Here is a 26,432-nt window from a genome sequence, read left to right as displayed (position 1 = left end):
CCCCCTGACTACATCTGATAACATTTTTTGGACTAACAGTTCCATTATATCGTTTGTTATTTTTGAACACAAAAAAAGTTGCTCTTTCGCCTCGAGCAACTTTCATCAATATTAAAAATCAATGAGTGCCAAACTGATTTGTAAGGCTTCGTTGACCTTTTCCATCATTTCATCATCGAGATGGGTGATTTTGTCCGTTAATCTTTGCTTGTCAATCGTCCGAATTTGTTCGAGCAATATAACGGAGTCTCTTTCAAAACCGTAGCGTTTCGCATCAATTTCGACGTGGGTAGGTAATTTTGCTTTCTGTATTTGGGCTGTTATGGCTGCAACAATAGCAGTTGGGCTGAAGCGATTGCCGATGTTGTTTTGAATCACTAAAACCGGGCGCACCCCGCCTTGTTCTGAGCCAACAACAGGAGATAGGTCAGCAAAATAAACATCGCCGCGTTTAACAATCAAATGATTATCCTCCGCTTACTAAGCGCTCTACTGTGTTTTCAGCCTCATACTCTGCAAATTGAGCCTCAGAAGAGATGTTCAAATTGATCTTGGCCATCTCCATATAACCGCGTCTCATCGATTCCCGAATTTGTCGATTTTTGCGTTCGCGTAAATACATTTTTGTGGCTTGGTAAATCAGTTCATTTCTGCTCCCGTTATCTTGCATGACGACACCATCCAGTTCTGATACTAAAGCTTCTGGCAAGCGAATCAATATTTCAGTTGTTGCGCTGGATTCAGACAAAAACATACACCTCCACCAAACTTACGGATACAACACTCTATCCATTCCATTCATAATCATATCATTATTCTTTTCGCAAGCAAAGTTGTTTTTCCGCTAATTCATCAATTTTCAGGATTGATCAGGCAAGATCGGATTCCTTATTTCCATTATACTCCCATTTTCCAAAAACATACGGGGCACCCTTGAACTTATCATACAGGTAATTTCATAATTGATCGTCTGCAAATTTTGGGCGATTTCGTCGACTGAGATCCATTCGTCTTTTTGCTTTCCGATCAAGGTAACCTTTGTGCCGACAGGGTATTCTTCGGCAAGGGAAATCATGAACTGGTCCATGCAGATTCTCCCTGCTATTTTTTGGCGTTTTCCGTCGATCAGCACTTCCGTTCCGGCCAGGCGCCTCAGCCATCCGTCGGCATACCCGACGGGGACTGTCCCGATCCATTCGTCGCGCTGAGCTGTATATGTCGCCCCGTAGCTGACGCTCTCGCCTTTTTTAATTTTTTTCACATGGGTGAGTTCGGTATGAAGCGAAAACACTTCCCGCAGACGAAACGGCAGCTCGTCTTTTATTTCGGTTGACGGCGCCAAACCGTACATGCCGATGCCGAAGCGGACGGCATTAAATAGCTGTTCCCTGAAGCGCAGACCCGCGGCGCTGTTTGACGAATGCACCATCAAACGGTCAAGCGGGAGGGGGCTGATCAGCTCTTTAAAGCGGTCAAGCTGCATGTTGAAATAATCGGTGTCCTTTTCGTCCGCCGTGGCGAAATGAGTGAACACGCCCGTACAATTGAGCTTATCGCTCGATTCGGTCATCTCCATCATTTCTTTGATCTCTTCTTCCGTTTTGCAGCCAAGGCGGCCCATGCCCGTGTCGATCTTCAAATGATATTCAAGAGGAGCTTCGGCCTCATTCAGAAAACCGAGCACGTCTTTCAGCCAGCCGACGGAGTAGCCAGTCACGATAATGCGCTTTTCCGCGGCAATGCTTGCATATTCGGGCGGCACTGCACCGAGGACAAGAATCGGTTCTTCAATCCCCTGCGCCCTCAGCGAAAGCGCTTCATCCAGTAAAGCCACAGCAAGAATGGACGCCCCTTCTGCAAGAGCCGCCTTCGCTACCTGTGCATCCCCGTGTCCGTAGGCATTCGCTTTAACGACGGCCATCAGGTGGACATGCTCGCCGATGTGCCGCTTCATATTGCGGACGTTTTCTTTTAAAGCCGTTAAATCGATTTCGGCCCATGTCTTTCTATAGAATGGTTTTAAGCTCATCATGACACTTCCTGTTCCTTGTTTCACTCGTCCTTCCCATCATACTAAAAAGTTCGGAGAAAGGGAAATTTTGCACGGGATCATCAGCCCTGAACAAAAGAAAAATTGCTGGCACGGTATACATTTTACGGAAAAGCTGTCGAAATCATACGCTTGCGACGCAAATATAAAAAAGCCTGCTTTCCGCTTCCGGGCGGAAAACAGGCTGCCGGATACGGCACAGTCTATTTCGAAGACTGTCCCTGCATGCTTTTTGCAACCATCAGAAGTTCATCTTGAGAAAGATCTTCTGATGAGATAAAGTAATCGACTCCGTCATATGTCCATGACAACGATTTATCCGTCAGTGCGCCGACCGTGAAGCCGAGGTCAACGGGCTCTCCGTTCATGGATACGGAAGTGGATGTTTTGGCGACGCGGGCTTTTTCCTGAATCAATGTAAAGGATTTTTCACCGCCATATGTGATGACGATCCGTTTGCCGTCTTCAGTCGCCATCTCTTTCTCCTCAAGTTTTTTCACGCCCTGAGGCACATCGAGCGGCGTTTTGACAGCGAAAGAGCCTGACACGTCAGCACTTGTCGCTACGTCAATTTGAGACAGCGTCATATTTTTCTTTTCATCAAAAGAGTCTTTATCGAGCGGCTTATCGAATTCAAAGCTTGTAAACTCAACCTTTACCATCGGTTTGCGGTCGGTATCCATCACTTTAACCGATGAAGGAGCCATGGTCTTTTTATGGAAAACGATTTCCTGAGTCGGCAGCATCTGATTATGCTGATAATTCGTTTTCGTTTCAAAAATGTATTTTGAATCCTTTGCGGAAAAAGAAGCTTCCCCATCATTTTTGACATCTTTTACGAGCGATTCGAATAAGTATACTTGGCTGCTGTTATTGGGCCAGTCGCTGTGAAAGCGGAAGCTTTTATTCAGCGACGGAGTCAAAACAAACACGCCGTTTTCATTGCGCAAGATCACCTGGCTCTGGTCTTTTTTCGGGTTTTCCAAATAGACCCGGTAAAGAGAAGGTTTTTTATGCCAGATTTCCACATTGTACTCCTGCGGTTCATTTCCCGTTTCAATCGTCATTTTCGCTTTTGCCTTATAGGACGTGTATTCTTTTGCCTTCTTGTCGAGCCCCGTCACAACATCTTCTTGCGATTTTTGGCCGCAGGCAGAAAGCATAAGGATTACAAGCAGCCCCGTTAAAAGCAAAACAAAGCTTTTTCTCACCTTTTTTCAACCCCTTTTTAATCATTGATGTAAAAAGGAAGAAACCGCTTGTTCGACTTTAACGGTACGCCATAAGAACAGGGCCGGCTGTATCGGCGTGCGTACCATAAAAGCCTGCAACGACTCGTCTCCCTTATTGCACTACCCAATATATGAGCGTGTCTCAGACAATATGCAGACTAGCATGACAACCTTTCAAAATCATTTTTCTCCTCCGTACTAATCGCCGCTGCCTGTTCATAAACGTGTTACTATATATGTACGAGATCATTGTAAAGGGGCTTAAATCATAAGCATGTTTATCAGAACAGAAAATTTTCAGACGTTTATCAGGCTCTACCCGGTCACATCCGCCATACTGGCCCTGCAGCTTGCCATCTGGATTCTTTTTTTACTTCCGTTGACGGCCGTACAGATGTGGTCTGATTTATTGATTGGATTTAACTGGGGGATAGCGAATGGAGAATGGTGGAGGTTTGTGACGCCGATCTTTATTCACGCCGGGTTCAGCCACCTGCTCTTTAATTCGATGTCGATCTTTTTATTTGCTCCCGGGCTGGAACGAATGCTCGGGAAACTCAAGTTTCTCATCGTTTATATCGGGGCAGGAGTGATCGGCAATATCGGCACATATTTCATCGAACCGCTGGAGTATATGCATGTCGGCGCTTCGGGAGCGATATTCGGCCTGTTCGGCGTGTACCTGTACATCGTGCTGTTTCGAAAAGAGCTGATGGGAAGCGCCAATTCCCAAATCATCGTCACCATCCTCGCCATTTCGGTTTTGATGACGTTTGTCAACCAAAATATCAATATCATGGCGCACATCTTCGGACTGCTGGGCGGACTCGCTCTGGCTCCTCCGTTGTTAAATAAAAGAGTGAACGGCTTTTAACCGTTCACTCTTTTTTCATAAGAATACCATGCAAAAATATCGTCCGAATCTTTCTCCTCGACATCAGCCACCGAAAACTTCTCCATTAAAGCAGACGATTTTGTTGATGTATGAATCGAAACAAGCTGTCTTCTGCGCTGGAAATACGAGCGGCTGACTTCGAACACCTGCATGCGCCTGCGCTGAATGACAGCGGTTGTTCTGCCGATGAAGCGCGATGACATGATGATTTTGCTGCCGCTGATCTTCCATCCGGCATCGCGGTATGATAGATAGCCGATGATCCAGTAAAAAGGAATCAATACAGCGGACAAATAGCCCCACGGCGGAAATAGAATGGAAAGCGGAACGACGGCGAGAACCGGCCAGGATGCGCGCAGGATATAGCGGCGCAGTGCGCGTTTCGGCAAGCGGTTCAAATCGTCTTCCGGCGCATAATCCGGAATGAATTCGCCGAGGCGCTGTTTGATCATTTTTTTGCTGATAATCGGAAATAAGACGGCTGATTTATCTTCTTCCAAAACGTTTCCGCCTGCGCTGACGATCGTGACGGCTGCAAGTCCAAAAGGCTGCCTGATCAGACTCTCCTTGATTTTAATCGCTTGAATCCGCTGCAGCGGAATCGTGATTTGATGCTTTTCAATCAGCCCTCTGGAAATGACGATTTCTTTCTCTTTACGGACGACTGTAAAATTCGCGTATTTCAAAAGCATCCCGACAATGCTGAGAAGCCATGCGATGAAAAGGGCAACAAAAGCGGCCAAGGCGATGACAGCCGCTCCAGCGCTGTTCAAAAAAGCAAAACGGTCATACAGCCAATCCAAATCAAAGAAGTCGTCGACTTGAGTGAAAAAAGCGAATACCCCTGAAATAATGACGCCGATCCCGCTTGATGTTGACGCTGCGGTTAAAAGCTCCTGTCCGGTCATTTTGTACATCTTTGCCGGCTCTTCCGCAGTTTCCTCCGCCTCTTCAGCAGTCTCTGCCAGCGGATTCGGGACATCGGCTCCAGTGTCTTCCGCCGCCTTTTTCCTTTCGAAAAGCGCTTGCTGAATACGTTCGGCTTCTGCCTGGGTAATGGCGACCAAGGAAACTTCCGCTTCTGTCCCTCCGCTTGCCGTTTCGACTTGCAGCTTCACCAGTTTGAATATTTGCTGAATGAGGCCTGCGCTCGTGTTGATCGTTTGAATCCGTTCGATCGGAATATACCTTCTTTTCTTATTGATCAGGCCTTCCTCTATTCGCAATTCATCCTCTTCGATACGGTATGTAAATTTGCTCCACTTGATGATGCTCGTCACGACCAAAGCAATGAAAAACAGCACAGCCGCGGCGATCGCCAGCATTTTGACTGTGTGAGACTGATTTAAAAAAAGCACTACGCCAAATGGAATGATAAAGTTTTTAACGGTCTCAACAAGGCCTTTGATAAAGTTGAGAATGACGGCGGCGGGGTGCATGCGTCTCGGTTCAGACATCATCTTCAGTCACCCTTGCCAGCCTGGAAATGGAGTCCCTGAGCTGATCCGCCTCTTCAACATCCAGAGCGGGAATGGAATGGGTCGTCGCGGCTGTTGAAATTTGCACGGAGGCGAGATTATATTTTCTGAGGATGGGGCCCTGCGATGTATCAACATGCTGGACTCTGACCATCGGAACGATCACGCGGGTCACCACAAAGATGCCGTGCTGAATATCGATTTCGTTCTCATGGACTTCGTAGCGCCAGATTCTGTGGCGGATATTCGGAATAATCATAATGATGACAAATGAAATCACCAGCCAAACGGCTGCTGACAAAACGCCGATCCATACCGGCCACTTAAATATCACCCCTGCGGCAACCAGGCCTGCTGCAGCCAGCATTAAAACAAATGATGTGATACAAGCTGTGATTCTCCAGACTTTTACGCCATCGCGGCTGATTTGATTTTTCGGCTCGCTTCTCAAAACTCGATTCCCCCAATCTAGTTCTATTTACGGTCTTAGGCTGAAAATGTTTCGGATAAAGGCTTTAGTTTTTAAAAAAAGGCGAATCCGTAAAAAAGGATCCGCCTTTTGCTTATGAATTATATGATTTTTTTTGGCGTCTGTCATTCGAAGAACGCTTTTTATCATAGGATGAACGATTGTTCTTTCCTCTGTAGCCGCCGCCGTCTCTGCGTTTTGAGGAACGGTGGTGGTGATTTTTGTTTCGCTTCGTTCTGAGCGGAGCCTCTTCCGTCAAACGGACAGGCGTGTTGTCCGGCTCTTTGGTCATCATTTTAATGGCAGCCGCAACAACTGTCACAGAATCATGGTCTTCCAATAATTCCGCTGCAGCCGTCATATAGAAGTTCAGGTTATTTTCCTCGATGATCGTCCGGAGGCGGTCAACCGTCACCTGCTGCTGTCCTTCAATCGCCTCATCTAGAGTCGGTGCTTTCATGCGGTCCATTTTTCGTTTTGTTGTCTGCTCGATGGCGCGCAGCATGTCTTTTTCGCGCGGTGTAATGAAGGTCATCGCCATTCCTGTTTTACCTGCGCGTCCCGTTCTTCCGATGCGGTGAACATAGCTTTCAGGATCCTGCGGCACATCGAAGTTGTAGACGTGCGTTACCCCTGAAATATCAAGGCCTCGCGCCGCAACGTCTGTCGCAACGAGCACTTCAATTGCGCCTTGCTTAAATTTCCGGAGTGCCACCATCCGCTTCGCCTGAGTCAAATCGCCGTGGATTCCTTCAGCTGTATAACCGCGCAGATTAAGCGCTTCTGTCAGTTCATCGACGCGGCGCTTTGTCCGGCCGAATACAATCGCCAGTTCCGGAGACTGGATGTCAAGAAGACGTGTCAGCGTATCAAACTTTTTGCGTTCATGTACTTCGAGGTAGAACTGCTGAATGTTTGATACTGTCATTTCCTTCGCTTTCACTTTTACGTGCTCCGGGTTGGTCATGAAACGTTCTGCAATCCGTTTAATCGGAGCAGGCATTGTTGCAGAAAACAGCAATGTTTGATGCTCAGCAGGCACATTGGAAAGGATGGATTCGATATCTTCGATGAATCCCATGTTCAGCATTTCATCCGCTTCATCAAGCACAACGGTGTTCACTGTTTGAAGACGCATTGTGCGGCGGTTGATATGGTCAAGCAAACGGCCAGGTGTTCCGACGATAATATGGGGATTTTTCTTCAGCGCGCGAATCTGGCGTCCGATATCCTGTCCACCGTAAATCGGCAGCACGCGAGCGCGTTTATCCTGTCCAATTTTATATAGCTCTTCAGAAACTTGAATGGCTAATTCACGAGTAGGTGCGATAACAATGGCTTGAATGTTAGGAGACTCGGGGTTGATTTTCTCAACAAGGGGGATGCCAAATGCAGCCGTTTTTCCTGTTCCCGTTTGCGCTTGTCCGATCACATCTTTATTTGCAAGGCCGAGCGGAATCGTTTGTGCCTGAATCGGTGTTGCCTCTTCAAATCCCATACGCTTGATCGCTTTTGTGAGATCAGAACTTAATTGAAAATCTTGAAACGTTATTGTCAATGTATTCAAACTCCTTCTGCTTACTGTTTCAGTAATCGTGTTTTATCAATAAAAACTGCCCTTTGTGCAAAGGACAGGTCCATACTTATGCAAAGCCCGAATTACTTTACATGTTATATTACCATTCCGTTATACGTTTTTCAACAAGATGAAAATGAGCGGTGTGCTCTCTCGCCGGTTCGGCAGCCTTCTATGGACCTCTGGGACAACCGTCCGCGAAACGTCAAGCCCGCCTGGTGACGTCTTTTACACATTGTAACACAGGCTTGTGCGGCTTTCGACAGCATACACTCATTTTTCTCTGCCAGCATCCCCGATTATTTTTTGCAGATTGCCGTTCAATTATTTATTTTTTTATGGATTCAATCGGCGTTTTTTTGAGAAACGCCTCAACGGTTTGAAATAGGGTAACGGAGTTTTCTTCAAGGCAGACATGGTGCTTGGATTCCGGCAAGAGGCACAGCTCTTTCTCTTCGGAAGGTATGGTTTCATACAAGTAATACGCGCTTGACAGCGGCACGATTGAATCACACTCCCCCTGAACAATGAGCACAGGGATCTGGAGGTTTTTCAAAGCAGGCTTTGTCATCTTGACGAGCTTGCGAAACTGAAATGCTGAAGATACCGGGGTGCTTGTCAGCTTTTGTTTATACCTTTTGTAAAGCAGATTATCTTCAAGTTTGCCTTGCAGAGAATCTTTGATCACATTCTTCAAATCCTGGATCAGCTGTCCCGGGCTGATGTACTGGGCGGCCGCGCTCAACAGGACAAGGCGGCTGACCGGATATTTTCCGGCTAAATAGGCGGCAATCATCCCACCCATTGAAAATCCGATTAAAAATACCGTATCACACGTTTTCAACAAGCGGACGAGCTCCACTTCCGCGCAAGCGATCCATTCCTGAAAACAGACGCCTTTTAAAACCGGCATCTCCCCGTGCCCGGGCAGCGTGATCATTTCAACTTGCCAATCGGCCGTTTGTTTTAAATGAGAAGCCAGCGGTTCCAATTCATACGGTGCTCCGGTAAATCCGTGAATGCATAAACATCCTATCATGACCATTCACCCGTTTTCTTTTACTGATGATCACATAAAAAACGACTTTATGATTCAATGTTCCCTTACAAATCTTTTATAACATCCTCAAGACGCATGCCTCTGGACGCTTTGACAAGGATCAGATCCCCTGTATTCGCTTTTTCTTTCAATGTCTTTTTCAAACCGTCTTTGTTTTCCGGGTTGAAATGAAGGACGCGGTGTTCCGGAAAATGTTTAAGCGCCCCTTTTGCAATATATGCACCGAGATCTCCGTACGTAAATAAAAAGTCGATCGAGTCCGGATTGACTGCCTGCCCGATTTCTTCATGAAACACTTTTTCTCCTTCGCCGAGCTCCAGCATATCGCCGAGGACGAGCATTTTCTTACCGTATCCCTTCATCTGTTCGACAAGCTCGATCGCCGCTTTCATCGATGTCGGACTTGCATTATAGGCGTCATTAATGATCGCAACGCCGGCCGGTGTCTTCACAAGCTCAAGGCGCATACCGGTCACTTTCAGTTTAGTCAGCCCTTCTGCAATATGAGCCCTGCTGACATTCAGAAGGTCTCCGGCCGCAATCGCAGCTAAAGCGTTTTTCACATTATGCTTTCCGAGCACCGGGATGAAGAACCGGTTTTCGATTCCTCTAACGCGGAATGCCGTGCCCTCTTCCGTCTGCGTCATATCCTCAAGCTGATAGTCGAAAGCCGGATCCTCTCCAAACGTCTTTGTCTCGTAAAGCGGCTGGTTCAGCCTTTCGGCGAGCAGCGGTTCATCTCCGACATAAATGAGTGTGCCTTCTTTTGAAAGCCCATTGACAATTTCGAGCTTTGCCTCTGCAATTCCTTCTCTTGATCCGAGTTCAAGGAGGTGCGATTCGCCGATGTTTGTGATGACTGCGATATCAGGACGCGCCAGACGAGTCAGAAAATCGATTTCCCCTTTGGCGCTCATCCCCATCTCCAAAATGGCGATTTCCGTATCTTCTGGCATCGCCAGAATCGTCAGAGGCAGGCCGATGTGGTTATTATAGTTTCCTTCTGTCTTATGCACTTTATACTCGGTGCCCAACACAGCATGAATCATGTCTTTTGTCGTCGTTTTCCCATTTGAACCGGTCACGCCGACAACTTTTACGTCGAGCTGATGCCTGTATGCCTTCGCAAGCTTCTGCAGCGCTTCCAGCGTATCGTCAACTAAAATGACCGGCTTCCCTTCCGGAGGATTCGGTTCGCTCCGGTTCCATAGCACGGCTGCGACGCCTTCTTGAAAAGCCTGCTCTGCAAAAACGTGTCCATTGAACCGCTCGCCTGCAAGCGGAATAAACAGTTGGTCTTTCGCCAGTTTTCTCGAATCGGTTGAGACGCCTTTGACGAGACGCCCTTCAAAAGCTTCATTCGTCAAAACGCCTTCCGACATTTCAGCAATTTCTTTTACCGTTCTCGTTATCATGTATGTCCCTCTCTTTCTCCAGCAAGGAAAAGAGACACTACCACAAATAAGGATAGTGTCTGCAGCTGTATATAAGGGCGAACCGCCTTCCGCGCCTTTCTCCATGAAAGCTCCCCGGATTCGGTCCGCTCCGTCCCGTTAAAATGTATGTTTGATCTGCTGTTTTTCTTCATGCCGCTCGATTGCCAAAGCGACAAGCTTTTCAATCAGTTCAGCATACTCAACCCCAGATTGCTTCCAGAGAAGCGGGAACATGCTGAACGGTGTGAATCCCGGCATCGTATTGACTTCATTAATCAGAACCCTGCCTTCGTTTGTAAGGAAAAAGTCCGCTCTCACAAGGCCTGAGCCGTCAATCGCCTGAAACGCTTTGACAGCCATGCTACGCATTGTTTCGTATTCGTCCTCTGTCAGGGAAGCAGGAATAATCAAATCAGTGTCGCCGTCTTCATATTTTGCTTTATAGTCATAAAAATCTTTCTTCGGAGCGATTTCCCCCGCGACTGAGCAGACAGGTTCATCATTCCCAAGAACGCCGAGTTCTATTTCCCGTCCGATGACGCCTTCTTCAACGACAATTTTCCGGTCATATTGGAATGCAAGTTCAAAGGCTTGGTCAAGCTCTTCACGGTTTCTGCATTTGCTGATCCCGACGCTTGATCCAAGGTTAGCCGGTTTCACGAAGCACGGATAACCAAGCTCCGATTCCACTTGATCATAGCTTTCTTCTTTGGAGTGACTCCAGGTTTTTTTCACAAATGAAACGTATTTCGCCTGGTCAAGGCCTGCCTGTGCAAACAGATGCTTCATGACCACTTTATCCATGCCCGCGGAGGAAGCCAGGACTCCGTTGCCCACATATGGCACATTCAATAGTTCAAGCATGCCTTGAATGGTGCCGTCTTCCCCATTTGGTCCGTGCAAAAGCGGGAAAACAACATCAATCGAGTCTTCTTTCACATCAGCTTCGCCCGGAAACATATCGCGGTTCAGCAATGCCGGAGAAAATGTCTGGCCCGTCTGTTCAAACTGAAGCATTTTCACATTTGAAACCGGTTCTGTCAGTTGCGGCCCTCTCACCCACTCGCCTTTTTCTGTTATATAAATCGGGTGTATATCAAATTTTTCAGTATCTAATGCTTTCGTGACGGCCAGCGCGGTTTGCAGAGAAACGTTATGCTCCGCTGATTTTCCGCCGTATACCAATCCTAATCTTGTCTTCAATTCGTACTCCCCCCACTGGATTCATCTTTACTATCTTATCACTTTCCCGGGAAAATGATCTAATTATTTTAATACGGTCTAAAAACAGCATATAAAAAGCATTTGTATGTAAATCCTTTTCATTTTATATTAAAATGGCATTGAAAAGGAGAGGTTGCAATTGAAAAAAATCATAACAGAAGCACAATTTAATGAACTGATCCAATCCGATAAAGAAATCATCGTCAAATTTTACGCTGACTGGTGCCCGGACTGCACACGCATGAACATGTTCATCGGAGACATTCTTGAGGCTTATCAGGAAAATGACTGGTATGAGCTGAATAAAGACGATCTTCCTGAACTTGCCGATAAGTATCAGGTCATGGGTATTCCAAGCCTGTTGATTTTCAAAAACGGCGAAAAAACGGGTCACCTTCACAGCGCAAATGCCAAAACGCCTGAAGAAGTGAACGAGTTCCTGGCTGAACATATTAGCTAATTCGTTTTAAGTCCTGATTTTTTGTCTGAACCGCCGGACATGGGAGCACCCATGTCCTTTTTATACAAGACGGGACAGCAGCAATATTTGTTTCATAAAAGAATGAGCTTTCATTAATAATTCGACACGAGTATTTCCCGGGAAACGAAAATGTCGAAATTCCGCAAAAAGTTCTTGATTCGTTTTTTATATTCAGGTAGAATGTTTTTTGTTCCTATTTTGCAATTATTTTTTCTAGTTGTGAAGCCCTTGTCGGCTTCTTTTTTTATATGCATTTTTGGATAATAATTCATATTTTTCAATTTTGTTCAATATGATTTTAAGGATGTCTCTTTACATTCTGTGATAGTATTTAGTATAATATCCTTAATTGATAATGATTATCAATATCACTAAAGGGTTGACGAGGTGATCACATGGCCCCTCAATTAAAGAAAGCGGTGGAAATGAGAAAGAAACAACTCATTCAGCGGCTTATCCAGCTTGGCATATATAAAAAAGAAGAGCGCCACCTTTACGAATTGTCTTTAAGCGAACTTGAAAGCGAATACCAATCCAACAAGAAAGGCGGATAATCATGTCAAAACGGAAGATTAAAACCTTTCATCAGCTTGTCGAAGAATATAAGAAAGAAATCGCCAAGAACCCGAAAGAAATGGACGTCATTTATGACAAGATCGACCGCAGACACGAGAACCGCCTTTTGGCAATGTCTAAAGCAAAACAAACTTAAAAAAGAAGCCGCTCATTTTGAACGGCTTCTTTTTTACTATTCACTGAATGCAATTCCCGCAAGCTTGCCGATTGTCGCATCATCCATCGGCGGATTGTGGAGACCCGCCCGGACATCACGATAAAATCTTTGGAGCGGGTTCGTTCTCGCCAGGCTCTTCGCTCCGACGACTCTCATCGCCCTGTCTACGACAGCAATAGCCGTATTCGTTACTGTATGCTTAACCGCTCCAAGCTCACCAGTCAAAAAGACGCGGCGCTCCGGGTCATCATAAAGCTCTGCGACATGATACATAAAGTGGCGGGCTTTCATGAGTTCCAAATCGATTTCGCCGATATGGCGCTGAACAGCAGGCACTTCTTTAATCGGACCTTTCAAGCTGTTCGGCTGATAGTCTTTTGCAAATTGGACGGCATAATCTCTCGCTGCTTGCGCGATACCTAGATAAACAGCCGGTATATGAAGCAGCCAGCCGTTGACTTTATCCGTTCTTTTACTTGCCAACAGCTCGACAAGCATGGATTCGTCGAGACGGACATCGGTCAGTACCAAATCGTGGCTTCCCGTCCCCCTCATCGCCGCCATATCCCACGTTTCTTCTATCGCCAAGCCTTCCGCATCTTTATGGATCAAGAAAACGCCAATCGTTTGCTTCTCTTCAATCCAAGCGGTGACAAGAAAGTAGTCGAGAACCGGAGACATCGTTGTAAATGTTTTACGTCCGTTTACGATCCAGCCGCCATTCTTTTTGACTGCATGGGTTCCGGGGCGTCCTCCTCTTGTCGGGCTTCCCGTCTGCGCTTCACTTGCAGCTCTGTTAATCAGCGCGCCCTTTAATGCTTCATGTGAAATCGATGAAAACACATGCCGGTCCCAGCTGTTTCCTTCCGCCAGTTCTCCCATCACGCTTAAGTGCCAGCCGATGCTGAGAGCCGTCGGTCCGTCTCCTTTGGCAAGCCGTTCCTGAAACAAAAGCATATCGTAGAGCGAAATGCCTTCTCCCCCGTAATCTTTTCCGACCGTCAGCGCTGTGTAGCCTGAATCCCGCAGCTTTTGAATATGTTCTGCGGGAAATTCGGCATGTTCGTCATAGTACGCTGCTGTTTTCTCAAATTCATCCGCCAGTTTCCCGATTTTACCGAGCCATTCCTGCTGCCTTTCCGTTTTCACAAATATTGAACACACACCGGCATCCTCCTGACCAAATTCCGATAGATTTAATAAGTATTATAGTTCGTTCCCGGCTTGTTGTGCAAATGATAGCCTTGGCAAAACAAAAAAGCGCACCTTCAGCGAGGTGCGCTTTGGATTAAACGGCTTGACCGCCGCGACGGTCAACCTTCATACCGAGATAAATCAGCATGTAGGTTAAGTAGCCCATCGTGATCGTGAGGCCGCCGAAGAAGAAATCGGAAAAAAGCGGTTCTTCATATGCGGCGATTCCGGCCAGCACGACCCAGCTTCCATAAAGATACGCCATAAAGAAGCGGACGCCGTTTTTCAATTTATATAACAGAAACAAACCTGCGAGCGAAAAGAGTCCGAGCGCAAGTCTAAAATAGACAAGATGATCGAAATTAAAGGCAAAAGAAACAAATGAAAATGACAACAGCAATACAATTGGCAATGCCGTAATAACTTTTTTCATGGATGTCTCATCCCCCATTCCCTTATCCTAAAATTATAATTGAGAATAGGAAATTCACACGGTAATTACGACACATTTCACAAAAATGTCATTCCTTTTGTCACACTTTAGACAAATTATTTTATACTTTCATATCGCGTTTACAAAAGGCCCACCACGCCGCTCCGAGAAAAAACACGAGATGGAGAAAGACGATGAAGAGCGAAAACAAAGGCGTCATCCCGGCAAAAAGCGGCTTGGCCTCTCCGGCGTATTGCGTTAAATCGGTATTGGCGAACAATAAAAATTTACCAAGCGGTTTTTCCAAATACGACATAATCGTCACAAGCATTTTGGCGCCGTACAGCACGACAATCGACACCATGATGCTGAGCGCGCTGCTTTTAAACAATGCAGAGCATAAAAACGCAAAGGAAACCATCATCCATACTTCAAACCACTGCGTCCCGATCATTGTCACCGTATTGATAAAGAGCGGCTCCGCTTTTTCGTCGAGCTTCACGCCGAAAAAGAGCAGACCGAATAATAAAGAAAATCCGTAGTAAATGATAAAAAGCCAAATGCTTGCGAGCACGCTCGTCACGTATTTTGAAACAAGAATTTTTTCTCTTCTGACAGGGCGGATCAGCAAAAATTTGATCGTCTTTTTATCATATTCAAAGGATATAATTGAAGCCGCCACCACAATCGAAAGCCCCTGCAAGAGGATATTCAGGTTTGGGGTGAATGAAAAATAGCCGATAAAATGATCCTCTGTCCCGGCGCTCATCAGGATTCTTTTCGTTATGAGCGCGAGGAGAAATTGAAAGACTGCGATCAGCGCCAGCGATACAAATGTTACTTTCCGCTTCAGCAATTTAACATGCTCGTTTTGAATCAGTTTAAACATCAGCATACCTCTCTTCCGTTCCATTCGTACGCGCCATATATTCATCCTCAAGAGACTGCTTAAACGGAGCAATCGAATAGACGTCAATATGATTGGCGACAAGCTGTTGATTTAAAGCGGGAATTTGCGCTTTCGCCACCTTTACGGTAAGCAGGCCTTTTTCGGCGTGAACTTCGTATCCCTGGTCTTTCAGCCACTGAAGCGCTTTGTCATGGGGCTGTACCTCCAGCATCGCCTTTTCCTGCTTTTCATCTGCATCATTGAGGTCGACGGTTGATTTGATTTTTCCTTGTTGAAGGATGACGACCCGATCGCACAAATCTTCCACTTCCTTCAGCAAGTGGGTCGCAAACAGGATCGCCGTTCCTTCTTCTTCGGCAAGCTCACGCAAGTGTTCGCGGAAATCTTTCATTCCCGCCGGGTCCAATCCGTTCGTCGGCTCATCCAAAATCAGCAGCTTCGGCCGGTGAAGAATCGCCTGGGCAATACCGAGGCGCTGTTTCATCCCGAGCGAGTATGTTTTGACCTTGTCTTCTGCGGCATCTTCTAGCCCGACCCTGCTGATCACTTCCGCCAGTCTATCCCGACCGATTCCAGCGTGCATATTTGCGTAGTGTTTCAGATTTTCATAGCCTGTCAGATACGGATAAAATTCAGGATTTTCAACGATGGCTCCGACGGACCGGATCGCTTTTTCAAATTGGCTGTCAATCGGAAAGCCGTTTATGACAATTGATCCGCTCTTCATTTTAATTAACCCGGTGATCAATTTAATGAGGGTCGTTTTTCCTGATCCGTTCGGACCAAGCAGGCCGATGATCTCCCCTTCATCCGCCGTTAAGCGGATATCCTTCAATATCGTTTTGCCGTCTATGATTTTATCAACATTTTCTATATGTAAAACAGGCTGCTTTGTCATAGCCCCCTCCTCTTTCCCAAAAAAATAAACAGTGCCGAAAAGGCACTGTTTGATTATATCATTTTTGAGTTACACGGACACTTCACTATGAGGGGCTTCGATTTTGCCGTGTTTCTTTTCCGTCTCGGTGACGATGACAGCGCATGCTGCATCGCCTGTTGTATTGACAGCCGTACGAATCATGTCCAGAAGTCTGTCAATTCCCAATATTAGCGCAATTCCCTCAACTGGAAGGCCAACTGTTTGAAGAACCATGGCGAGCATAATCAGTCCGACACCCGGTACACCCGCTGTTCCAATGCTGGCAAGCACTGCGGTGAGAACAACCATCAACAGCTGTGTGAGTGACAGGTCATTGCCGTACACCTGAGCGATAAAGACCGTCGCTACCCCTTGCATAATCGCCGTGCCATCCATGTTGATCGTAGCTCCAAGCGGCTGAACAAAGCTTGAGATCGGCTCTGGCACTTTCAGCTTTCTTTGAGCGACATCCATCGAAACCGGAAGCGTCGCGTTGCTGCTTGACGTACTGAAGGCAACAAGCATAACCTCTGAAAAATCTTTAAAGAATGTGAGCGGGTTCCGCTTTGCCAGAAACGCAATCGCTGCGCCGTATGTGACGATGGTGTGTATGAACAGCGCCAGAATGACGACGATCATATAAAGCCCCATTGCTTTAATGGCGTCCCAGCCTTGGCTTCCGATCGCCCCGGCAATCAAGCCGAATGTACCGTACGGTGCGAACTTCATGACGAGATTGACGAGATACATCATTAAATCGTTACCTTGTTCAACCACTTTGAGAAGAGCGTCCGCTTTTTTGCCGAGCATCGTAATGCCGAGACCGACCAAAATGGAGAAAGCAATGATTTGCAGCATATTTCCTTCAGCCATTGCCTGAACCGGGTTTGTCGGAATGATATTCAAAAGCGTTTCGGCAATGCTCGGCGCCTTCTCAGCTGAATATTCCGCTGCGCTTGTATCATACGTTCCGATGGTTCCCGGTTTGATGACCAACGCTAAAATAAGTCCGATAATAATGGCAATTGCAGTTGTAACTAAAAAGAAAGAAATCGTTTTGGCACCGATTCTGCCCAGTTTCTTTGGATCTCCAAGTCCTGCCACCCCTAAAGTGAGAGAAAAGAAAACAATCGGTACAACGAGCATTTTAATTAAGTTGAGGAAGATCGTGCCGAGCGGCCCGAATAAAAATGTATTAAGCTTGCTAAATAAATCCGGCGAAGTGACGTTCAGTATAATACCGACGACTGCACCGAGTAATAGAGCGATAATAATTTTTGTTGCTAACTTCATATAACATATCTCCCCTTTCCAAAAAAAGCCCATGAGAGATCTCCCATGGGCTTTTACCATTAAAATTGGTTCCACATGACTCTCTTCACGTTGATGAGGTTAGCTGACGGGTTCGGACGAAGAGATGTCCGTCTTTCAGTTCGCACGGGAACAGAAAAATTCACCCCAAATGATCGGGTCCCCCACTCCTACTAAAGGATTAAACGTGTGGCGCTATTTCGTTATATAACAGTTATACCTGAAAATTCGAAATATGTAAACCAAATTTTCTGATTTACAAATATATGCTATTTCCGGGTGCCAGCTGTTCGGTTTTTCTCCTGATTTGTAACATCAAGTATATCAAGCAGGAAAACAAATATTGGAATACCGATAATTAAACCCCAAATTCCAATAAAATGTTCAGAAAAAATCAGCACGATAAACGTGAAGAAAATCGGCAGTTCCGTCTTGGCGGACATCAATTTCGGATTGAGGAAATAGGCCTCTATCGCATGGACGATCATGATGACCAATACTAGTGATACGATATAAGCGATTCCGCCGATGCTGTAGGCGATAATACTTAACGGAATAAGGGAGAGCACAACGCCTGCGACCGGAACCAGCCCGAGGAAAAACACCATGACGGCAAGGCCGAAAAGCTGAGGAAAACCCATAATCGCAAGGGCAATAGTCGTCAGTGTGCAATTGATGGTGGCGATAATAAACTGAGCCTCAAGCACCTTTCCGAACGTTCTCGTGAATTTTTTCCCAAAGTAAGCAATTTCCTCGTAGAAAATAGCTATTTTGCTCGTCTTAAATTTATCCATTAAGCTCAAGACCTTGTCTTTTTCGATCAATAAGAACATGCTGAGAACCAATGACATAACCACCTGCAGGCCAAACGCGCTAATATCCGTGATATATGTATAGATAAAGTTAAGACCTTTTTCCAAATAGGATGTCAAATTGATATCGCCGAACATACCGGTGATCATATCGAGAAAAGGAATGCTGTCAGGGTGAGAAGCGATGTACTTTCCTTGTTTGATCAGCTGCTGAATCTGGGTGACGATCATGGGGTAATAGACCACACCGCCGATCGAAAGCGCGATGGCAAGAGCCGCATACAAACAGGAAATAATCAGTCTCTGGCTGACTTTAATAAAGCGGTTTAAAAAACCGCGGATCACATTTTCCAGACGGTTCATCAAAAACGTAAAGATAAATGTGAGCAATATGAGATTCATCATGCTGCGGAACAGATATAAAACTCCCGCCAATACAACAAAAACTGAAAAACGCCTGACCCCAGGGTGCTGAAAAAATTTAATCAACGCTGCCATTCGGTACACTCCCACCAGTACTTTAGTCCTTAACTTTTAGCAGTCAAACTTTTATAATTACAATTTGATGCATCATCTGTAAATTATATAACAAAACAGACCGGAAATCTCTTCAGAAGATCAATAATTAATAATATTTTAATATGGGCGCTCGCGCGGCAGCGGTAGCGGTAGCATCTTCCATAAAAAGAGAGGGGCTGATGTTCAGCCCCTCTCTTCACCGCTCATTAACCGCTTCTTCTTTGGCGTCCGCCTTTTTCACCGTTTTCTTGATAGAATTCCTTGTCATGGTTACGGCTTGTCGCTTCTCCGCCTTTTTGACCGATCTCCTTGTAGAATTCTTTGTCATGGTTTTTGCTTGTGGCTTCTCCGCCCTTTTCACCGATTTCCTGGTAGAATTCTTTGTCATGATTACGGCTTGTGGCTTCCCCGCCTTTTTCGCCGATTTCCTGGTAGAATTCTTTGTCATGATTTCGGCTTGTGGCTTCCCCGCCTTTTTCGCCGATTTCCTGGTAGAATTCTTTGTCATGGTTTTTGCTTGTGGCTTCTCCGCCTTTTTGACCGATCTCTTGGTAGAATTCTTTATCATGGTTTTGGCTTGTTTTTTCTCCGCCTTTTCTGCCTGCTTCTTCCCTGCTCATTTTGTTGTTGTCATTATTGTTTGCCATTTTCGATTCCTCCTTTTGAAGTGTTATGGTTTTTACATTCCACATATCAAAAAGAGTAAACACAAATAGCACATTCACGAAAGAGTCCGGGCATCATGCAATCATCCGCTGCCTTTTACCGTCCATTCCGGTACCGGAGCCGGCGTATTGTTCTGCAGCGTATTAGATATCTCGGCAGGCTCTTCAAACAGGGTAATGTTGATGGATTCGAACGTGCCTTTCTGATTTGTTCTTTCATATATTGCATCATGATGTTCCGCCATAAAGTTCAAATAATCGCGCTTCGATTTCCAAAGCACGAGGACGACGGCTTCCGGCCCGTCTTCTGTTTCCGCCCATCCGCCCCACTGCCTGATAAATCCGCTGACGTATTGCAGCGGAGCCCATTTGGCCTGCGCCTCGCTGAATGCTTGAAGCTGCTGTTCGGCTGATTTGCACCGTATCAGCTTCAGCACATTCCCTTCCGCGAAAGTGACGGTTTCCGCATTCGTTTTTTCTATACAAAGGTTAACCGACCTTATATGAGCGCGCGTCCGGTGAATGACGCCTTTCGGAATCAGCAGGGAATCGTTCGCTTTCAGAACTTCTGTAGGACGGTCCTGAAAATCGATCAACAGCTCTCCTTCCAAAACAATAAACAGCTCATCTGAGCCGGGATGGAAATGCCATACGTATTCGCCCTCCAAAACAGCAATTCGCATACAATGGTCGTTCACTTCCGCAACGGAAAAATTGGCGTGCTTTTCTGTGACTTCCTTTGTCAATTCAAGAAGGTTCGTTTTGCGATCCATCAGCTTCACTCCTCTTTTATTTGATTTTCTCCCGAACTTATTTTACCATTTGACTTTTGAGCGTTCGCCTTTTAAAGTGTTGGATATTGGTGAAAAAACGGTATGAACCTATAGAAGAGGTGTACATCATGCAAAATCAAAACGGAAAAGCTTCAGGGCTTTTGCCGCTGTTTTTATTTGTTTGTTTATTCGTTGGATCAGGCTTGATCACAGGCGATTTTTACAGCCTGCCAATCGTGGCCGCGGCACTCGCGGCATCGGTTGTCTCACTGGCGATGAACCGCAAGGAGAAGCTCAGCCAAAAGACGGAGTGGTTTGCGAAAGGCGCCGGACACCCCGATATTATGATCATGGTGATGATCTTTATTTTGGCCGGCGCCTTTTCATCAGCCGCAAAGGCGATGGGGGCTGTCGAATCAACCGTTAATCTCGCGCTTTCGTTTGTACCGGGGCAGTTTATGGTTGCCGGTTTATTTATCATCGCTGCGTTTATCTCTATGTCGATGGGCACGTCAACCGGAACGATTGCTGCGCTCGCTCCGATTGCAGCAGGGATCAGTGCCGAAATCGGCGTTCCGGCGGCCTATTCGGTTGCTGCGGTTGTGGGGGGCGCGATGTTCGGTGATAACTTATCATTTATTTCCGATACGACCATTGCCGCTGTCCGCACACAAAAGACGAAAATGTCGGACAAGTTTAAAACGAATTTCCTGATCGTTCTGCCTGCCGCGGTTGCGACAGTCATCCTGCTGATGGTGTTTTCAGCCGGAGGGCATCCCGCCGCACAAGCCGGGACTTACAGCTGGGTGAAGGTGCTGCCGTATCTCGGTGTTCTGATATTCGCCCTTCTCGGGTTTAATGTTATGGCCGTTATTTTCGGCGGCATCGTGTTGGCCGGAGTGATCGGAATTTCCGACGGAAGCCTGACGCTTCATACGTATTTGACGGCGATCACCGAAGGCATCGGCGGGATGTCCGAACTGATCATTTTATCGCTTCTGATTGGCGGAATGGCTGAAATGATGAAGCGAAACGGCGGGATCGCATTTCTCCTTCAATTTGTATCGCGGAGAATCCGTTCAAAAAAAGGAGCGGAAGCGGGCATTGCCGGCCTTGTCAGCGCGGCAAACCTGGCGACGGCCAACAATACGATTGCCATCATTACAGCGGGGCCGCTGGCAAAAGATTTATCCGACCGGTACGGAATCGACAACAGGAAATCGGCGAGCATCCTCGATATCTTTTCCTGTGTGGTTCAAGGATTGATTCCTTACGGCGCGCAAATGCTGTCAGCTGCACAAATCGCGAAAATATCGCCTGTCAGCATTCTTCCTTATTCTTTTTATCCGATTTTGATCGGCGTCTGCGGTATATGCGCGATTATCTTCAGACTGCCTCGCTTTACGGAAAAAGCGTAACGCCATGAGAAAGGCTGCCGTTATCAGACGGCAGCCTTTTTATCACTCTGTTTCTGCGGCGTCCAGCTCCGCAAGCCTTTCCATGATCCTCCGCTTTTTATACATCATCATCCCTGTTTCGGCAACACCGTTCACCATTGAACGGTTTGAGATTGCGCCAAAGAGGATGCCTGCGACGGGCACCATTTGAAACAGCTTTTTCCATCCGAAAGAATCGCGGTATGTATAAACAACCTCCCGCCAGCCTTGAATTTGCGAAATCATATTTTCCCGGGAGCCTGACTGTAGATGGTATCGGCTGAGTTCCTGAATGATCGCTCTTTTCCCGACAATATCAGCAGCGCTGAGCTGCAGGCATTTAATAATGAACATCCGCTCCGTTTTTTCTTTAGGATCGTAGCCGTAAGACACCGCGATGTCCTGCAATGTCTTCAATGAAAGGCCGAGGATTGCGGGAATATCGACGGCAAGCGTGAACAAGCCGCCCACACCGGTTGTCGCTCCTTGGACAGCCGCGGTATTCGCCCTGTTTTTCCCGAGGTTTTCACACATTTGATCCATCACTTCCAAAGGAGCCCTTTGAATATCTTCGACCGTTTCGATCGTTTCATCCGGCAGCTTTTTTTGAAACTGGCGGATCAGATGTTTTTCGGACGTCAAATATTGGCCTCCGTTTTGAATAAATCCGCCGATTTCGTCTAGCAGCAGGCCGATTTTATCTTGAATAAATGCCGGTGTAAGCTTGTCCAGAACCTTGAACGGCAGCCGGCCGATCCTTTCCCAAAACCACGCTTTCTGCTGTTCTTTTTCCCATTTTTCAATTTTTTTCAGTTCGTTTTCCAAATCTGTTTTATCGTAGCGCACAGAAGGTTCGCCCTCTCAATCGTGTTTTTTTATAGTATACAATGATTCACTTTATGAATCCGTGTTTTTTGATCGGCAGCCGGCGGGTAAACCTTTATGTAAAAGGAGGAATGATCAAATGCCATGGTCAATGGAAGACTATCCCGCTTCATTGAAACATTTGGACAAACCGGTGAAAAAGAAAGCCATTGAAATTGCGAATGCGATGGTAGACGAAGGATACGATGAAAGCCGGGCGATTCCGATTGCGACGAGTCAGGCGAAGGAATGGGCGGATAACAGGAGCAAAAGCGAACTCAAATCCTATGCGGAGGAAGCTGATGAAACGGAACGCGGTGACAGCGGTTCGAGCAGCCGGCCGGAGCTTGCGGAAAAGTGCGAGCATGTCATTAAACACGAAAAAGGCTGGGCAGTCAAAGCCGAAGACGCCAAGCGGGCCAGCGAAGTAAAGGATACAAAAGCAGAAGCCGTCGAACGGGCGAAAGAAATCGCCGAAAACAAAGGCACTGCCGTCATCGTCCATAAAAAAGACGGCAGTGTGGAGCGGAAGATCAGGATGAATTAGCGGGGCGCTCCGTTTTTGGAGCGTCTTACTTTTTTCCCCGCCAACTCCAATACAGCATCAGCTGCTTTTTGATAGCCGCCGGCATCGCGGAGCGAGCGGCCAATATTGGCGGCGCCGTCTTTATAGGAGCGGTTTTCAAGCATCTCTTCAATCGTTTTTTGTAAAACAGCCGGAGAAAGTTCATTTTTATCCAGCTTGATCCCGGCGCCTGTCCGTTCCACCTGACCTGCGACGAAAAACTGGTCTGCACCCATCGGGATGACGATGAGCGGCGTATCAAAGTACAGGCCTTCATTTGTACTGTTCATGCCACCGTGGGTGACAAATACATCGGCTTTTTTCAACACCTCCAATTGCGGGATATACTGCCTCACGATAAAATGATCCGGTATGGTGCCGAGATCCGCGGGGTCCGTTGATTTCCCGACAGCCATAACCACCTTGCCGTCAAAGTCTTTCAGCGCTTCGATACACATATGATACAGCTCTTTTTGCTGATTAAAGATCGTGCCCATCGAGATCACGATGACGGTTTCCCCCTCCAGCTCAGCGAATGGAAAGCTGCCTGGGTCCTGCCTGCTCGTAATCGACGGCCCGACAAACAAATAGTCATTTCCAAATCGCTCAGCATGAGGCTGAAACTCCCTGGAGGTAAAGACAATCGTAATATCCCCCGGACAGGAGAACACGTCAAACGGCTTGTCGAGACTGACGTGATACCGCTCACTTAATTCGCCAAGGGATTGCTTCAATTTTTCAAAATACGGCGAGCTTTCAAGGTCGCCTTGCAGGGTAAACGTTTTTGCAAACGACTCGTCCATTGCAAATGTCGTACATAACGAAACGCTCGGCAGCTCAAGCATTTCAGCAATGATTTTCCCCGCCAAAAAGTGATGGTCATATATTACATAATCATAAGACTCGCTCCTGACTTCCCGGCAGATGAGCTGAACGATCTCATCGACTTTACCTGACATATTGTAAACCAACTCGGCAAAGTCCCTCTTTTCTTTTTCCTTCCCTGGTGATAAAGCCTCTCTGAAATCCGGGTATAAACGGACTTCCGCCCCTGTTTTTTTAATTTTTTCAGCGTATTCCTCAACTGCATAATATACGATGCTTTCTCCTCGTCTTTGCAGCTCCTTTGTGACGCCAAGAGAAGGATTGATGTGCCCCTCCCCCGGGAAATTGATCATCAGTACATGTCCCATCACCGATCTTCCTTTCTTATACGAAAATTTATATAAGGAAATTTACTACAAAAAGATAAATGAAGTAAAGAAATTTAATTAAGTTAATAATACACAAGCATAACTATATGACCATTTGTCTGTTTCTGCATATCTTTCCTTTAAATTTTTTTGCCATGCAAATGAGCGTATATCATTAGAGAAAACAGGCTCTTTATTACTTGACAGCCCAAATCGGAAGACGATTTTCCTTTTTTTAAAAGCAAATTAAAACACGGCTGATCGAGGCACAATACATCATAAGAAACAACCTACGGAGGTTTTGCCATGGATACGAAAGCAACCAGGATCGAAAAGGATTTTCTAGGCGAAAAGGAAGTTCCGGCTGACGCCTATTACGGCGTACAAACCATGAGGGCCGTGGAGAACTTTCCGATTACAGGCTACCGGATTGATGAAGAGCTGATTAAAGCTTTGGCAATGGTCAAAAAAGCGGCGGCTCTCGCCAATATGGATATTAAACGTTTATATAAAGAGCTCGGCGAAGTCATTGTAAAAGCGGCCGGCGAAATAGCGGAAGGGCTCTGGCACGATCATTTTATTGTCGACCCCATTCAAGGCGGCGCCGGCACTTCAATGAATATGAATACAAATGAAGTGATCGCAAACAGAGGTTTGGAGCTTTTAGGAAAAGAAAAAGGTGATTACTTCCATTTAAGTCCGAACACGCATGTCAATATGGCTCAATCAACGAATGATGTGTTTCCGACAGCCATTCATCTGGCCACATTGAATCACTTAAGACAGCTCATATCGACGATGGAGCATATGCTGGATGCCTTCCGCAAAAAAGCGGCGGAGTTCGATTCCGTTATTAAAATGGGCCGCACCCATCTTCAGGATGCCGTTCCGATCAGGCTCGGCCAGGAATTCGAAGCCTACTCCCGGGTGATCGAACGCGATATTCAGCGGATCAGGCAGTCGCAGCATCATCTCTATGAAGTCAATATGGGAGCCACCGCAGTCGGCACAGGTTTAAACGCCGATCCGAGATATATTCAAAGCGTTGTCGCACACCTGTCAGATATCAGCGGCTATCAGCTGACAGGCGCAGACCATCTTGTCGATGCCACACAAAATACGGATGCCTACACAGAAGTATCGGCTGCTTTGAAAGTCGGCATGATGAACATGTCCAAGATCGCCAACGATTTACGTTTAATGGCGTCAGGCCCGAGGGCAGGGCTTGCCGAGATCCGGCTGCCGCCCCGCCAGCCAGGCTCCTCCATCATGCCCGGCAAAGTAAATCCGGTGATGCCTGAACTGATGAACCAGATCGCATTTCAGGTGATCGGCAACGATCATACCATCTGCCTTGCATCAGAGGCGGGGCAGCTTGAGTTAAACGTGATGGAGCCCGTACTCGTCTTTAATTTGCTGCAGTCGATTAAAATCATGAACAACGGATTTCGCGTATTTACCGATTACTGCATCACCGGGATTGAAGCGAATGAGATCAGGCTGAAAGAATTCGTTGAAAAAAGCGTAGGAACGATTACAGCCGTCAATCCGCACCTCGGCTATGAAGCCGCCGCACGAATTGCGAAAGAAGCGATCGCCACAGGACGATCAGTGCGCGAGCTGTGTTTGCTTCATGATGTTTTGACAGAGGAAGAATTGGATCTCATTCTGGATCCGTATGAAATGACACACCCTGGCATCGCAGGCGCTTCGCTTCTCGAGGATTAGCCATCCGTCTTTCTCAATATGCTTTCAAGCGTTTATAGACGCCCGAGACGGGCTAAACATTTAATATAAATCAATTGAAAGAGGTGGAAAGACAATGTTAGGATTTCTCGTTTCTTTAATTGTTGCGATTGTCATTGGTTTGATCGGAGGTGCAATCGGAGGCAGCGGCGCTCCCGGCGGATGGATCGGCTCCATGGTTGTCGGCTTTGTCGGAGCTTGGATCGGCCATGGACTGTTCGGAACGTGGGGGCCTGATATTGCGGGATTCGCCATCTTTCCGGCGATTATCGGAGCCGCAATTCTCGTCTTCATTTTAAACCTGATCTTCCGCGGAAGAATGGGTTCTCAGGCCTAATATCCGGCCAGCATCGCCTGAAAGCGGTGCTGGTTTTTTGTTTGGGAGAAACCTTTCTCGCATATACTATAGCATCTTATGGTTGACAATTGATCATCGCGGGCATATGATGATGATATAA

The 26,432-nt window shown here is 46.6% G+C and carries 27 protein-coding genes, 2 pseudogenes and 1 riboswitch; of the genes and pseudogenes, 8 read left to right on the top strand and 21 right to left on the bottom strand.

Going from position 1 to position 26,432, the window contains the following annotated elements:
• Positions 1-111: 111 nt before the first annotated feature.
• The 4 genes from ndoA to MHI30_RS02835 form a co-directional block, all read right to left on the bottom strand.
• On the bottom strand, positions 112-462 hold the full coding sequence (gene ndoA, locus MHI30_RS02850; protein WP_003179128.1) for a type II toxin-antitoxin system endoribonuclease NdoA: 351 nt from the start codon (positions 460-462) through the stop codon (positions 112-114).
• Positions 463-466: 4 nt separating this feature from the next.
• A complete protein-coding gene (locus MHI30_RS02845) occupies positions 467-748 on the bottom strand; it encodes a hypothetical protein (RefSeq protein WP_006638778.1) in 282 nt (93 codons plus the stop codon).
• Between the two features lie 111 nt (positions 749-859).
• Positions 860-2,029: an alanine racemase gene (gene alr / locus MHI30_RS02840; protein WP_026080763.1), complete on the bottom strand. Its 1,170-nt coding sequence runs from the start codon at positions 2,027-2,029 to the stop codon at positions 860-862.
• A 224-nt stretch (positions 2,030-2,253) separates the two neighbouring features.
• The gene (locus MHI30_RS02835) at positions 2,254-3,213 is read right to left on the bottom strand and encodes an outer membrane lipoprotein carrier protein LolA (protein ID WP_154495823.1); all 960 of its coding nucleotides are present in this window, start codon (positions 3,211-3,213) and stop codon (positions 2,254-2,256) included.
• A gap of 343 nt (positions 3,214-3,556) precedes the next feature.
• Between MHI30_RS02835 and MHI30_RS02830 the strand changes: the two genes are divergently transcribed.
• Entirely contained in the window at positions 3,557-4,156 is a 600-nt protein-coding gene (locus tag MHI30_RS02830) for a rhomboid family intramembrane serine protease (protein WP_075753972.1), read from the top strand.
• Here MHI30_RS02830 and MHI30_RS02825 read toward each other — a convergent pair.
• The 6 genes from MHI30_RS02825 to MHI30_RS02800 form a co-directional block, all read right to left on the bottom strand.
• Entirely contained in the window at positions 4,153-5,637 is a 1,485-nt protein-coding gene (locus MHI30_RS02825) for a PH domain-containing protein (RefSeq protein ID WP_075753970.1), read from the bottom strand. The genes MHI30_RS02830 and MHI30_RS02825 overlap by 4 nt on opposite strands.
• Complete coding sequence (locus MHI30_RS02820; RefSeq protein ID WP_020450253.1) at positions 5,627-6,106, bottom strand: PH domain-containing protein; 480 nt, start codon at positions 6,104-6,106, stop codon at positions 5,627-5,629. Before MHI30_RS02820 ends, MHI30_RS02825 begins: the two co-directional genes overlap by 11 nt.
• A gap of 112 nt (positions 6,107-6,218) precedes the next feature.
• Positions 6,219-7,682, bottom strand: a complete 1,464-nt coding sequence (locus MHI30_RS02815) for a DEAD/DEAH box helicase (protein ID WP_020450252.1) — start codon at positions 7,680-7,682, stop codon at positions 6,219-6,221.
• Positions 7,683-8,028: 346 nt separating this feature from the next.
• The gene (locus tag MHI30_RS02810) at positions 8,029-8,739 is read right to left on the bottom strand and encodes an alpha/beta fold hydrolase (RefSeq protein ID WP_020450251.1); all 711 of its coding nucleotides are present in this window, start codon (positions 8,737-8,739) and stop codon (positions 8,029-8,031) included.
• Between the two features lie 65 nt (positions 8,740-8,804).
• Positions 8,805-10,175: a UDP-N-acetylmuramoyl-tripeptide--D-alanyl-D-alanine ligase gene (gene murF / locus MHI30_RS02805; RefSeq protein ID WP_075753968.1), complete on the bottom strand. Its 1,371-nt coding sequence runs from the start codon at positions 10,173-10,175 to the stop codon at positions 8,805-8,807.
• Between the two features lie 138 nt (positions 10,176-10,313).
• Positions 10,314-11,399: a D-alanine--D-alanine ligase gene (locus tag MHI30_RS02800; protein WP_075753966.1), complete on the bottom strand. Its 1,086-nt coding sequence runs from the start codon at positions 11,397-11,399 to the stop codon at positions 10,314-10,316.
• A gap of 160 nt (positions 11,400-11,559) precedes the next feature.
• Here MHI30_RS02800 and MHI30_RS02795 point away from each other — a divergent pair, with 160 nt between their 5' ends.
• The 3 genes from MHI30_RS02795 to fbpB all read left to right on the top strand — a co-directional run bounded on the left by MHI30_RS02795 (position 11,560) and on the right by fbpB (position 12,613).
• On the top strand, positions 11,560-11,880 hold the full coding sequence (locus MHI30_RS02795; RefSeq protein ID WP_075753964.1) for a thioredoxin family protein: 321 nt from the start codon (positions 11,560-11,562) through the stop codon (positions 11,878-11,880).
• A gap of 416 nt (positions 11,881-12,296) precedes the next feature.
• Positions 12,297-12,455 carry a Fur-regulated basic protein FbpA gene (gene fbpA / locus MHI30_RS02790; RefSeq protein WP_023857875.1) on the top strand — a complete coding sequence of 53 codons (159 nt, stop codon included), beginning with the start codon at positions 12,297-12,299 and terminating at the stop codon, positions 12,453-12,455.
• 2 nt (positions 12,456-12,457) lie between these two features.
• Positions 12,458-12,613 (top strand): Fur-regulated basic protein FbpB, encoded by a 156-nt coding sequence (gene fbpB / locus MHI30_RS02785; protein ID WP_041817153.1) that lies wholly within the window; start codon positions 12,458-12,460, stop codon positions 12,611-12,613.
• A gap of 36 nt (positions 12,614-12,649) precedes the next feature.
• On the opposite strand, the gene MHI30_RS02780 is transcribed toward fbpB, so the two are convergent.
• The 9 genes and pseudogenes from MHI30_RS02780 to MHI30_RS02740 all read right to left on the bottom strand — a co-directional run.
• Positions 12,650-13,798 carry an acyl-CoA dehydrogenase family protein gene (locus MHI30_RS02780; RefSeq protein ID WP_020450248.1) on the bottom strand — a complete coding sequence of 383 codons (1,149 nt, stop codon included), beginning with the start codon at positions 13,796-13,798 and terminating at the stop codon, positions 12,650-12,652.
• A 124-nt stretch (positions 13,799-13,922) separates the two neighbouring features.
• Complete coding sequence (locus tag MHI30_RS02775; protein ID WP_075753962.1) at positions 13,923-14,261, bottom strand: hypothetical protein; 339 nt, start codon at positions 14,259-14,261, stop codon at positions 13,923-13,925.
• Between the two features lie 121 nt (positions 14,262-14,382).
• Positions 14,383-15,150, bottom strand: a complete 768-nt coding sequence (locus MHI30_RS02770) for an ABC transporter permease (RefSeq protein ID WP_075753960.1) — start codon at positions 15,148-15,150, stop codon at positions 14,383-14,385.
• Entirely contained in the window at positions 15,143-16,069 is a 927-nt protein-coding gene (locus MHI30_RS02765; protein WP_020450245.1) for an ABC transporter ATP-binding protein, read from the bottom strand. The genes MHI30_RS02770 and MHI30_RS02765 overlap by 8 nt, the downstream gene beginning before the upstream one ends.
• 69 nt (positions 16,070-16,138) lie before the next feature.
• Positions 16,139-17,383 (bottom strand): dicarboxylate/amino acid:cation symporter, encoded by a 1,245-nt coding sequence (locus MHI30_RS02760; RefSeq protein WP_043054076.1) that lies wholly within the window; start codon positions 17,381-17,383, stop codon positions 16,139-16,141.
• Between the two features lie 74 nt (positions 17,384-17,457).
• A riboswitch (cyclic di-AMP (ydaO/yuaA leader) is annotated at positions 17,458-17,599 on the bottom strand.
• Between the two features lie 71 nt (positions 17,600-17,670).
• The gene (locus MHI30_RS02755) at positions 17,671-18,711 is read right to left on the bottom strand and encodes an AI-2E family transporter (RefSeq protein ID WP_075753958.1); all 1,041 of its coding nucleotides are present in this window, start codon (positions 18,709-18,711) and stop codon (positions 17,671-17,673) included.
• A gap of 227 nt (positions 18,712-18,938) precedes the next feature.
• Positions 18,939-19,379 carry a glucose starvation-inducible protein GsiB gene (gsiB, locus tag MHI30_RS02750; RefSeq protein WP_075753956.1) on the bottom strand — a complete coding sequence of 147 codons (441 nt, stop codon included), beginning with the start codon at positions 19,377-19,379 and terminating at the stop codon, positions 18,939-18,941.
• Between the two features lie 101 nt (positions 19,380-19,480).
• Positions 19,481-19,819 (bottom strand): annotated as a pseudogene (locus MHI30_RS02745) (YdbC family protein); the annotation flags it as partial.
• A 33-nt stretch (positions 19,820-19,852) separates the two neighbouring features.
• A pseudogene (locus MHI30_RS02740) lies at positions 19,853-20,170 on the bottom strand (cupin domain-containing protein); the annotation flags it as partial.
• A gap of 128 nt (positions 20,171-20,298) precedes the next feature.
• Here MHI30_RS02740 and MHI30_RS02735 point away from each other — a divergent pair.
• Entirely contained in the window at positions 20,299-21,588 is a 1,290-nt protein-coding gene (locus MHI30_RS02735) for a Na+/H+ antiporter NhaC family protein (protein ID WP_020450240.1), read from the top strand.
• Positions 21,589-21,630: 42 nt separating this feature from the next.
• Here MHI30_RS02735 and MHI30_RS02730 read toward each other — a convergent pair whose 3' ends face one another.
• Entirely contained in the window at positions 21,631-22,452 is an 822-nt protein-coding gene (locus MHI30_RS02730) for an EcsC family protein (protein ID WP_075753952.1), read from the bottom strand.
• A 118-nt stretch (positions 22,453-22,570) separates the two neighbouring features.
• Between MHI30_RS02730 and MHI30_RS02725 the strand changes: the two genes are divergently transcribed.
• The gene (locus tag MHI30_RS02725; protein WP_075753950.1) at positions 22,571-23,017 is read left to right on the top strand and encodes a DUF2188 domain-containing protein; all 447 of its coding nucleotides are present in this window, start codon (positions 22,571-22,573) and stop codon (positions 23,015-23,017) included.
• Here MHI30_RS02725 and MHI30_RS02720 read toward each other — a convergent pair.
• The gene (locus MHI30_RS02720; protein ID WP_075753948.1) at positions 23,014-24,228 is read right to left on the bottom strand and encodes a macrolide family glycosyltransferase; all 1,215 of its coding nucleotides are present in this window, start codon (positions 24,226-24,228) and stop codon (positions 23,014-23,016) included. The two genes, MHI30_RS02725 and MHI30_RS02720, sit on opposite strands and share 4 nt — an antisense overlap.
• Before the next feature lie 306 nt (positions 24,229-24,534).
• Here MHI30_RS02720 and aspA point away from each other — a divergent pair, with 306 nt between their 5' ends.
• A complete protein-coding gene (aspA, locus tag MHI30_RS02715) occupies positions 24,535-25,956 on the top strand; it encodes an aspartate ammonia-lyase (RefSeq protein WP_075753946.1) in 1,422 nt (473 codons plus the stop codon).
• Between the two features lie 94 nt (positions 25,957-26,050).
• On the top strand, positions 26,051-26,311 hold the full coding sequence (locus tag MHI30_RS02710) for a GlsB/YeaQ/YmgE family stress response membrane protein (RefSeq protein ID WP_075753944.1): 261 nt from the start codon (positions 26,051-26,053) through the stop codon (positions 26,309-26,311).
• Positions 26,312-26,432 lie beyond the last annotated feature (121 nt).

It is taken from the genome of Bacillus sp. FSL L8-0528 (genome assembly GCF_038593085.1).
In the GTDB taxonomy this organism is placed as follows: domain Bacteria; phylum Bacillota; class Bacilli; order Bacillales; family Bacillaceae; genus Bacillus; species Bacillus paralicheniformis.
The sequence above is the reverse complement of the archived record's forward strand: the minus strand, read 5'-3'. Positions and strand labels throughout refer to the sequence as shown.

What these genes read in the sequence shown, in the direction of transcription:
- alr (WP_026080763.1), bottom strand. Translation starts at nt 2,029, where the DNA reads ATGAGCTTAAAACCATTCTATAGAAAGACATGGGCCGAAATCGATTTA.
- MHI30_RS02835 (WP_154495823.1), bottom strand. Translation starts at nt 3,213, where the DNA reads ATGCTTTCTGCCTGCGGCCAAAAATCGCAAGAAGATGTTGTGACGGGG.
- MHI30_RS02830 (WP_075753972.1), top strand. Translation starts at nt 3,557, where the DNA reads ATGTTTATCAGAACAGAAAATTTTCAGACGTTTATCAGGCTCTACCCG.
- MHI30_RS02825 (WP_075753970.1), bottom strand. Translation starts at nt 5,637, where the DNA reads ATGATGTCTGAACCGAGACGCATGCACCCCGCCGCCGTCATTCTCAAC.
- MHI30_RS02810 (WP_020450251.1), bottom strand. Translation starts at nt 8,739, where the DNA reads ATGATAGGATGTTTATGCATTCACGGATTTACCGGAGCACCGTATGAA.
- murF (WP_075753968.1), bottom strand. Translation starts at nt 10,175, where the DNA reads ATGATAACGAGAACGGTAAAAGAAATTGCTGAAATGTCGGAAGGCGTT.
- fbpA (WP_023857875.1), top strand. Translation starts at nt 12,297, where the DNA reads ATGGCCCCTCAATTAAAGAAAGCGGTGGAAATGAGAAAGAAACAACTC.
- fbpB (WP_041817153.1), top strand. Translation starts at nt 12,458, where the DNA reads ATGTCAAAACGGAAGATTAAAACCTTTCATCAGCTTGTCGAAGAATAT.
- MHI30_RS02775 (WP_075753962.1), bottom strand. Translation starts at nt 14,261, where the DNA reads ATGAAAAAAGTTATTACGGCATTGCCAATTGTATTGCTGTTGTCATTT.
- MHI30_RS02770 (WP_075753960.1), bottom strand. Translation starts at nt 15,150, where the DNA reads ATGTTTAAACTGATTCAAAACGAGCATGTTAAATTGCTGAAGCGGAAA.
- MHI30_RS02765 (WP_020450245.1), bottom strand. Translation starts at nt 16,069, where the DNA reads ATGACAAAGCAGCCTGTTTTACATATAGAAAATGTTGATAAAATCATA.
- MHI30_RS02760 (WP_043054076.1), bottom strand. Translation starts at nt 17,383, where the DNA reads ATGAAGTTAGCAACAAAAATTATTATCGCTCTATTACTCGGTGCAGTC.
- MHI30_RS02755 (WP_075753958.1), bottom strand. Translation starts at nt 18,711, where the DNA reads ATGGCAGCGTTGATTAAATTTTTTCAGCACCCTGGGGTCAGGCGTTTT.
- gsiB (WP_075753956.1), bottom strand. Translation starts at nt 19,379, where the DNA reads ATGGCAAACAATAATGACAACAACAAAATGAGCAGGGAAGAAGCAGGC.
- MHI30_RS02735 (WP_020450240.1), top strand. Translation starts at nt 20,299, where the DNA reads ATGCAAAATCAAAACGGAAAAGCTTCAGGGCTTTTGCCGCTGTTTTTA.
- MHI30_RS02725 (WP_075753950.1), top strand. Translation starts at nt 22,571, where the DNA reads ATGCCATGGTCAATGGAAGACTATCCCGCTTCATTGAAACATTTGGAC.
- MHI30_RS02720 (WP_075753948.1), bottom strand. Translation starts at nt 24,228, where the DNA reads ATGGGACATGTACTGATGATCAATTTCCCGGGGGAGGGGCACATCAAT.
- aspA (WP_075753946.1), top strand. Translation starts at nt 24,535, where the DNA reads ATGGATACGAAAGCAACCAGGATCGAAAAGGATTTTCTAGGCGAAAAG.
- MHI30_RS02710 (WP_075753944.1), top strand. Translation starts at nt 26,051, where the DNA reads ATGTTAGGATTTCTCGTTTCTTTAATTGTTGCGATTGTCATTGGTTTG.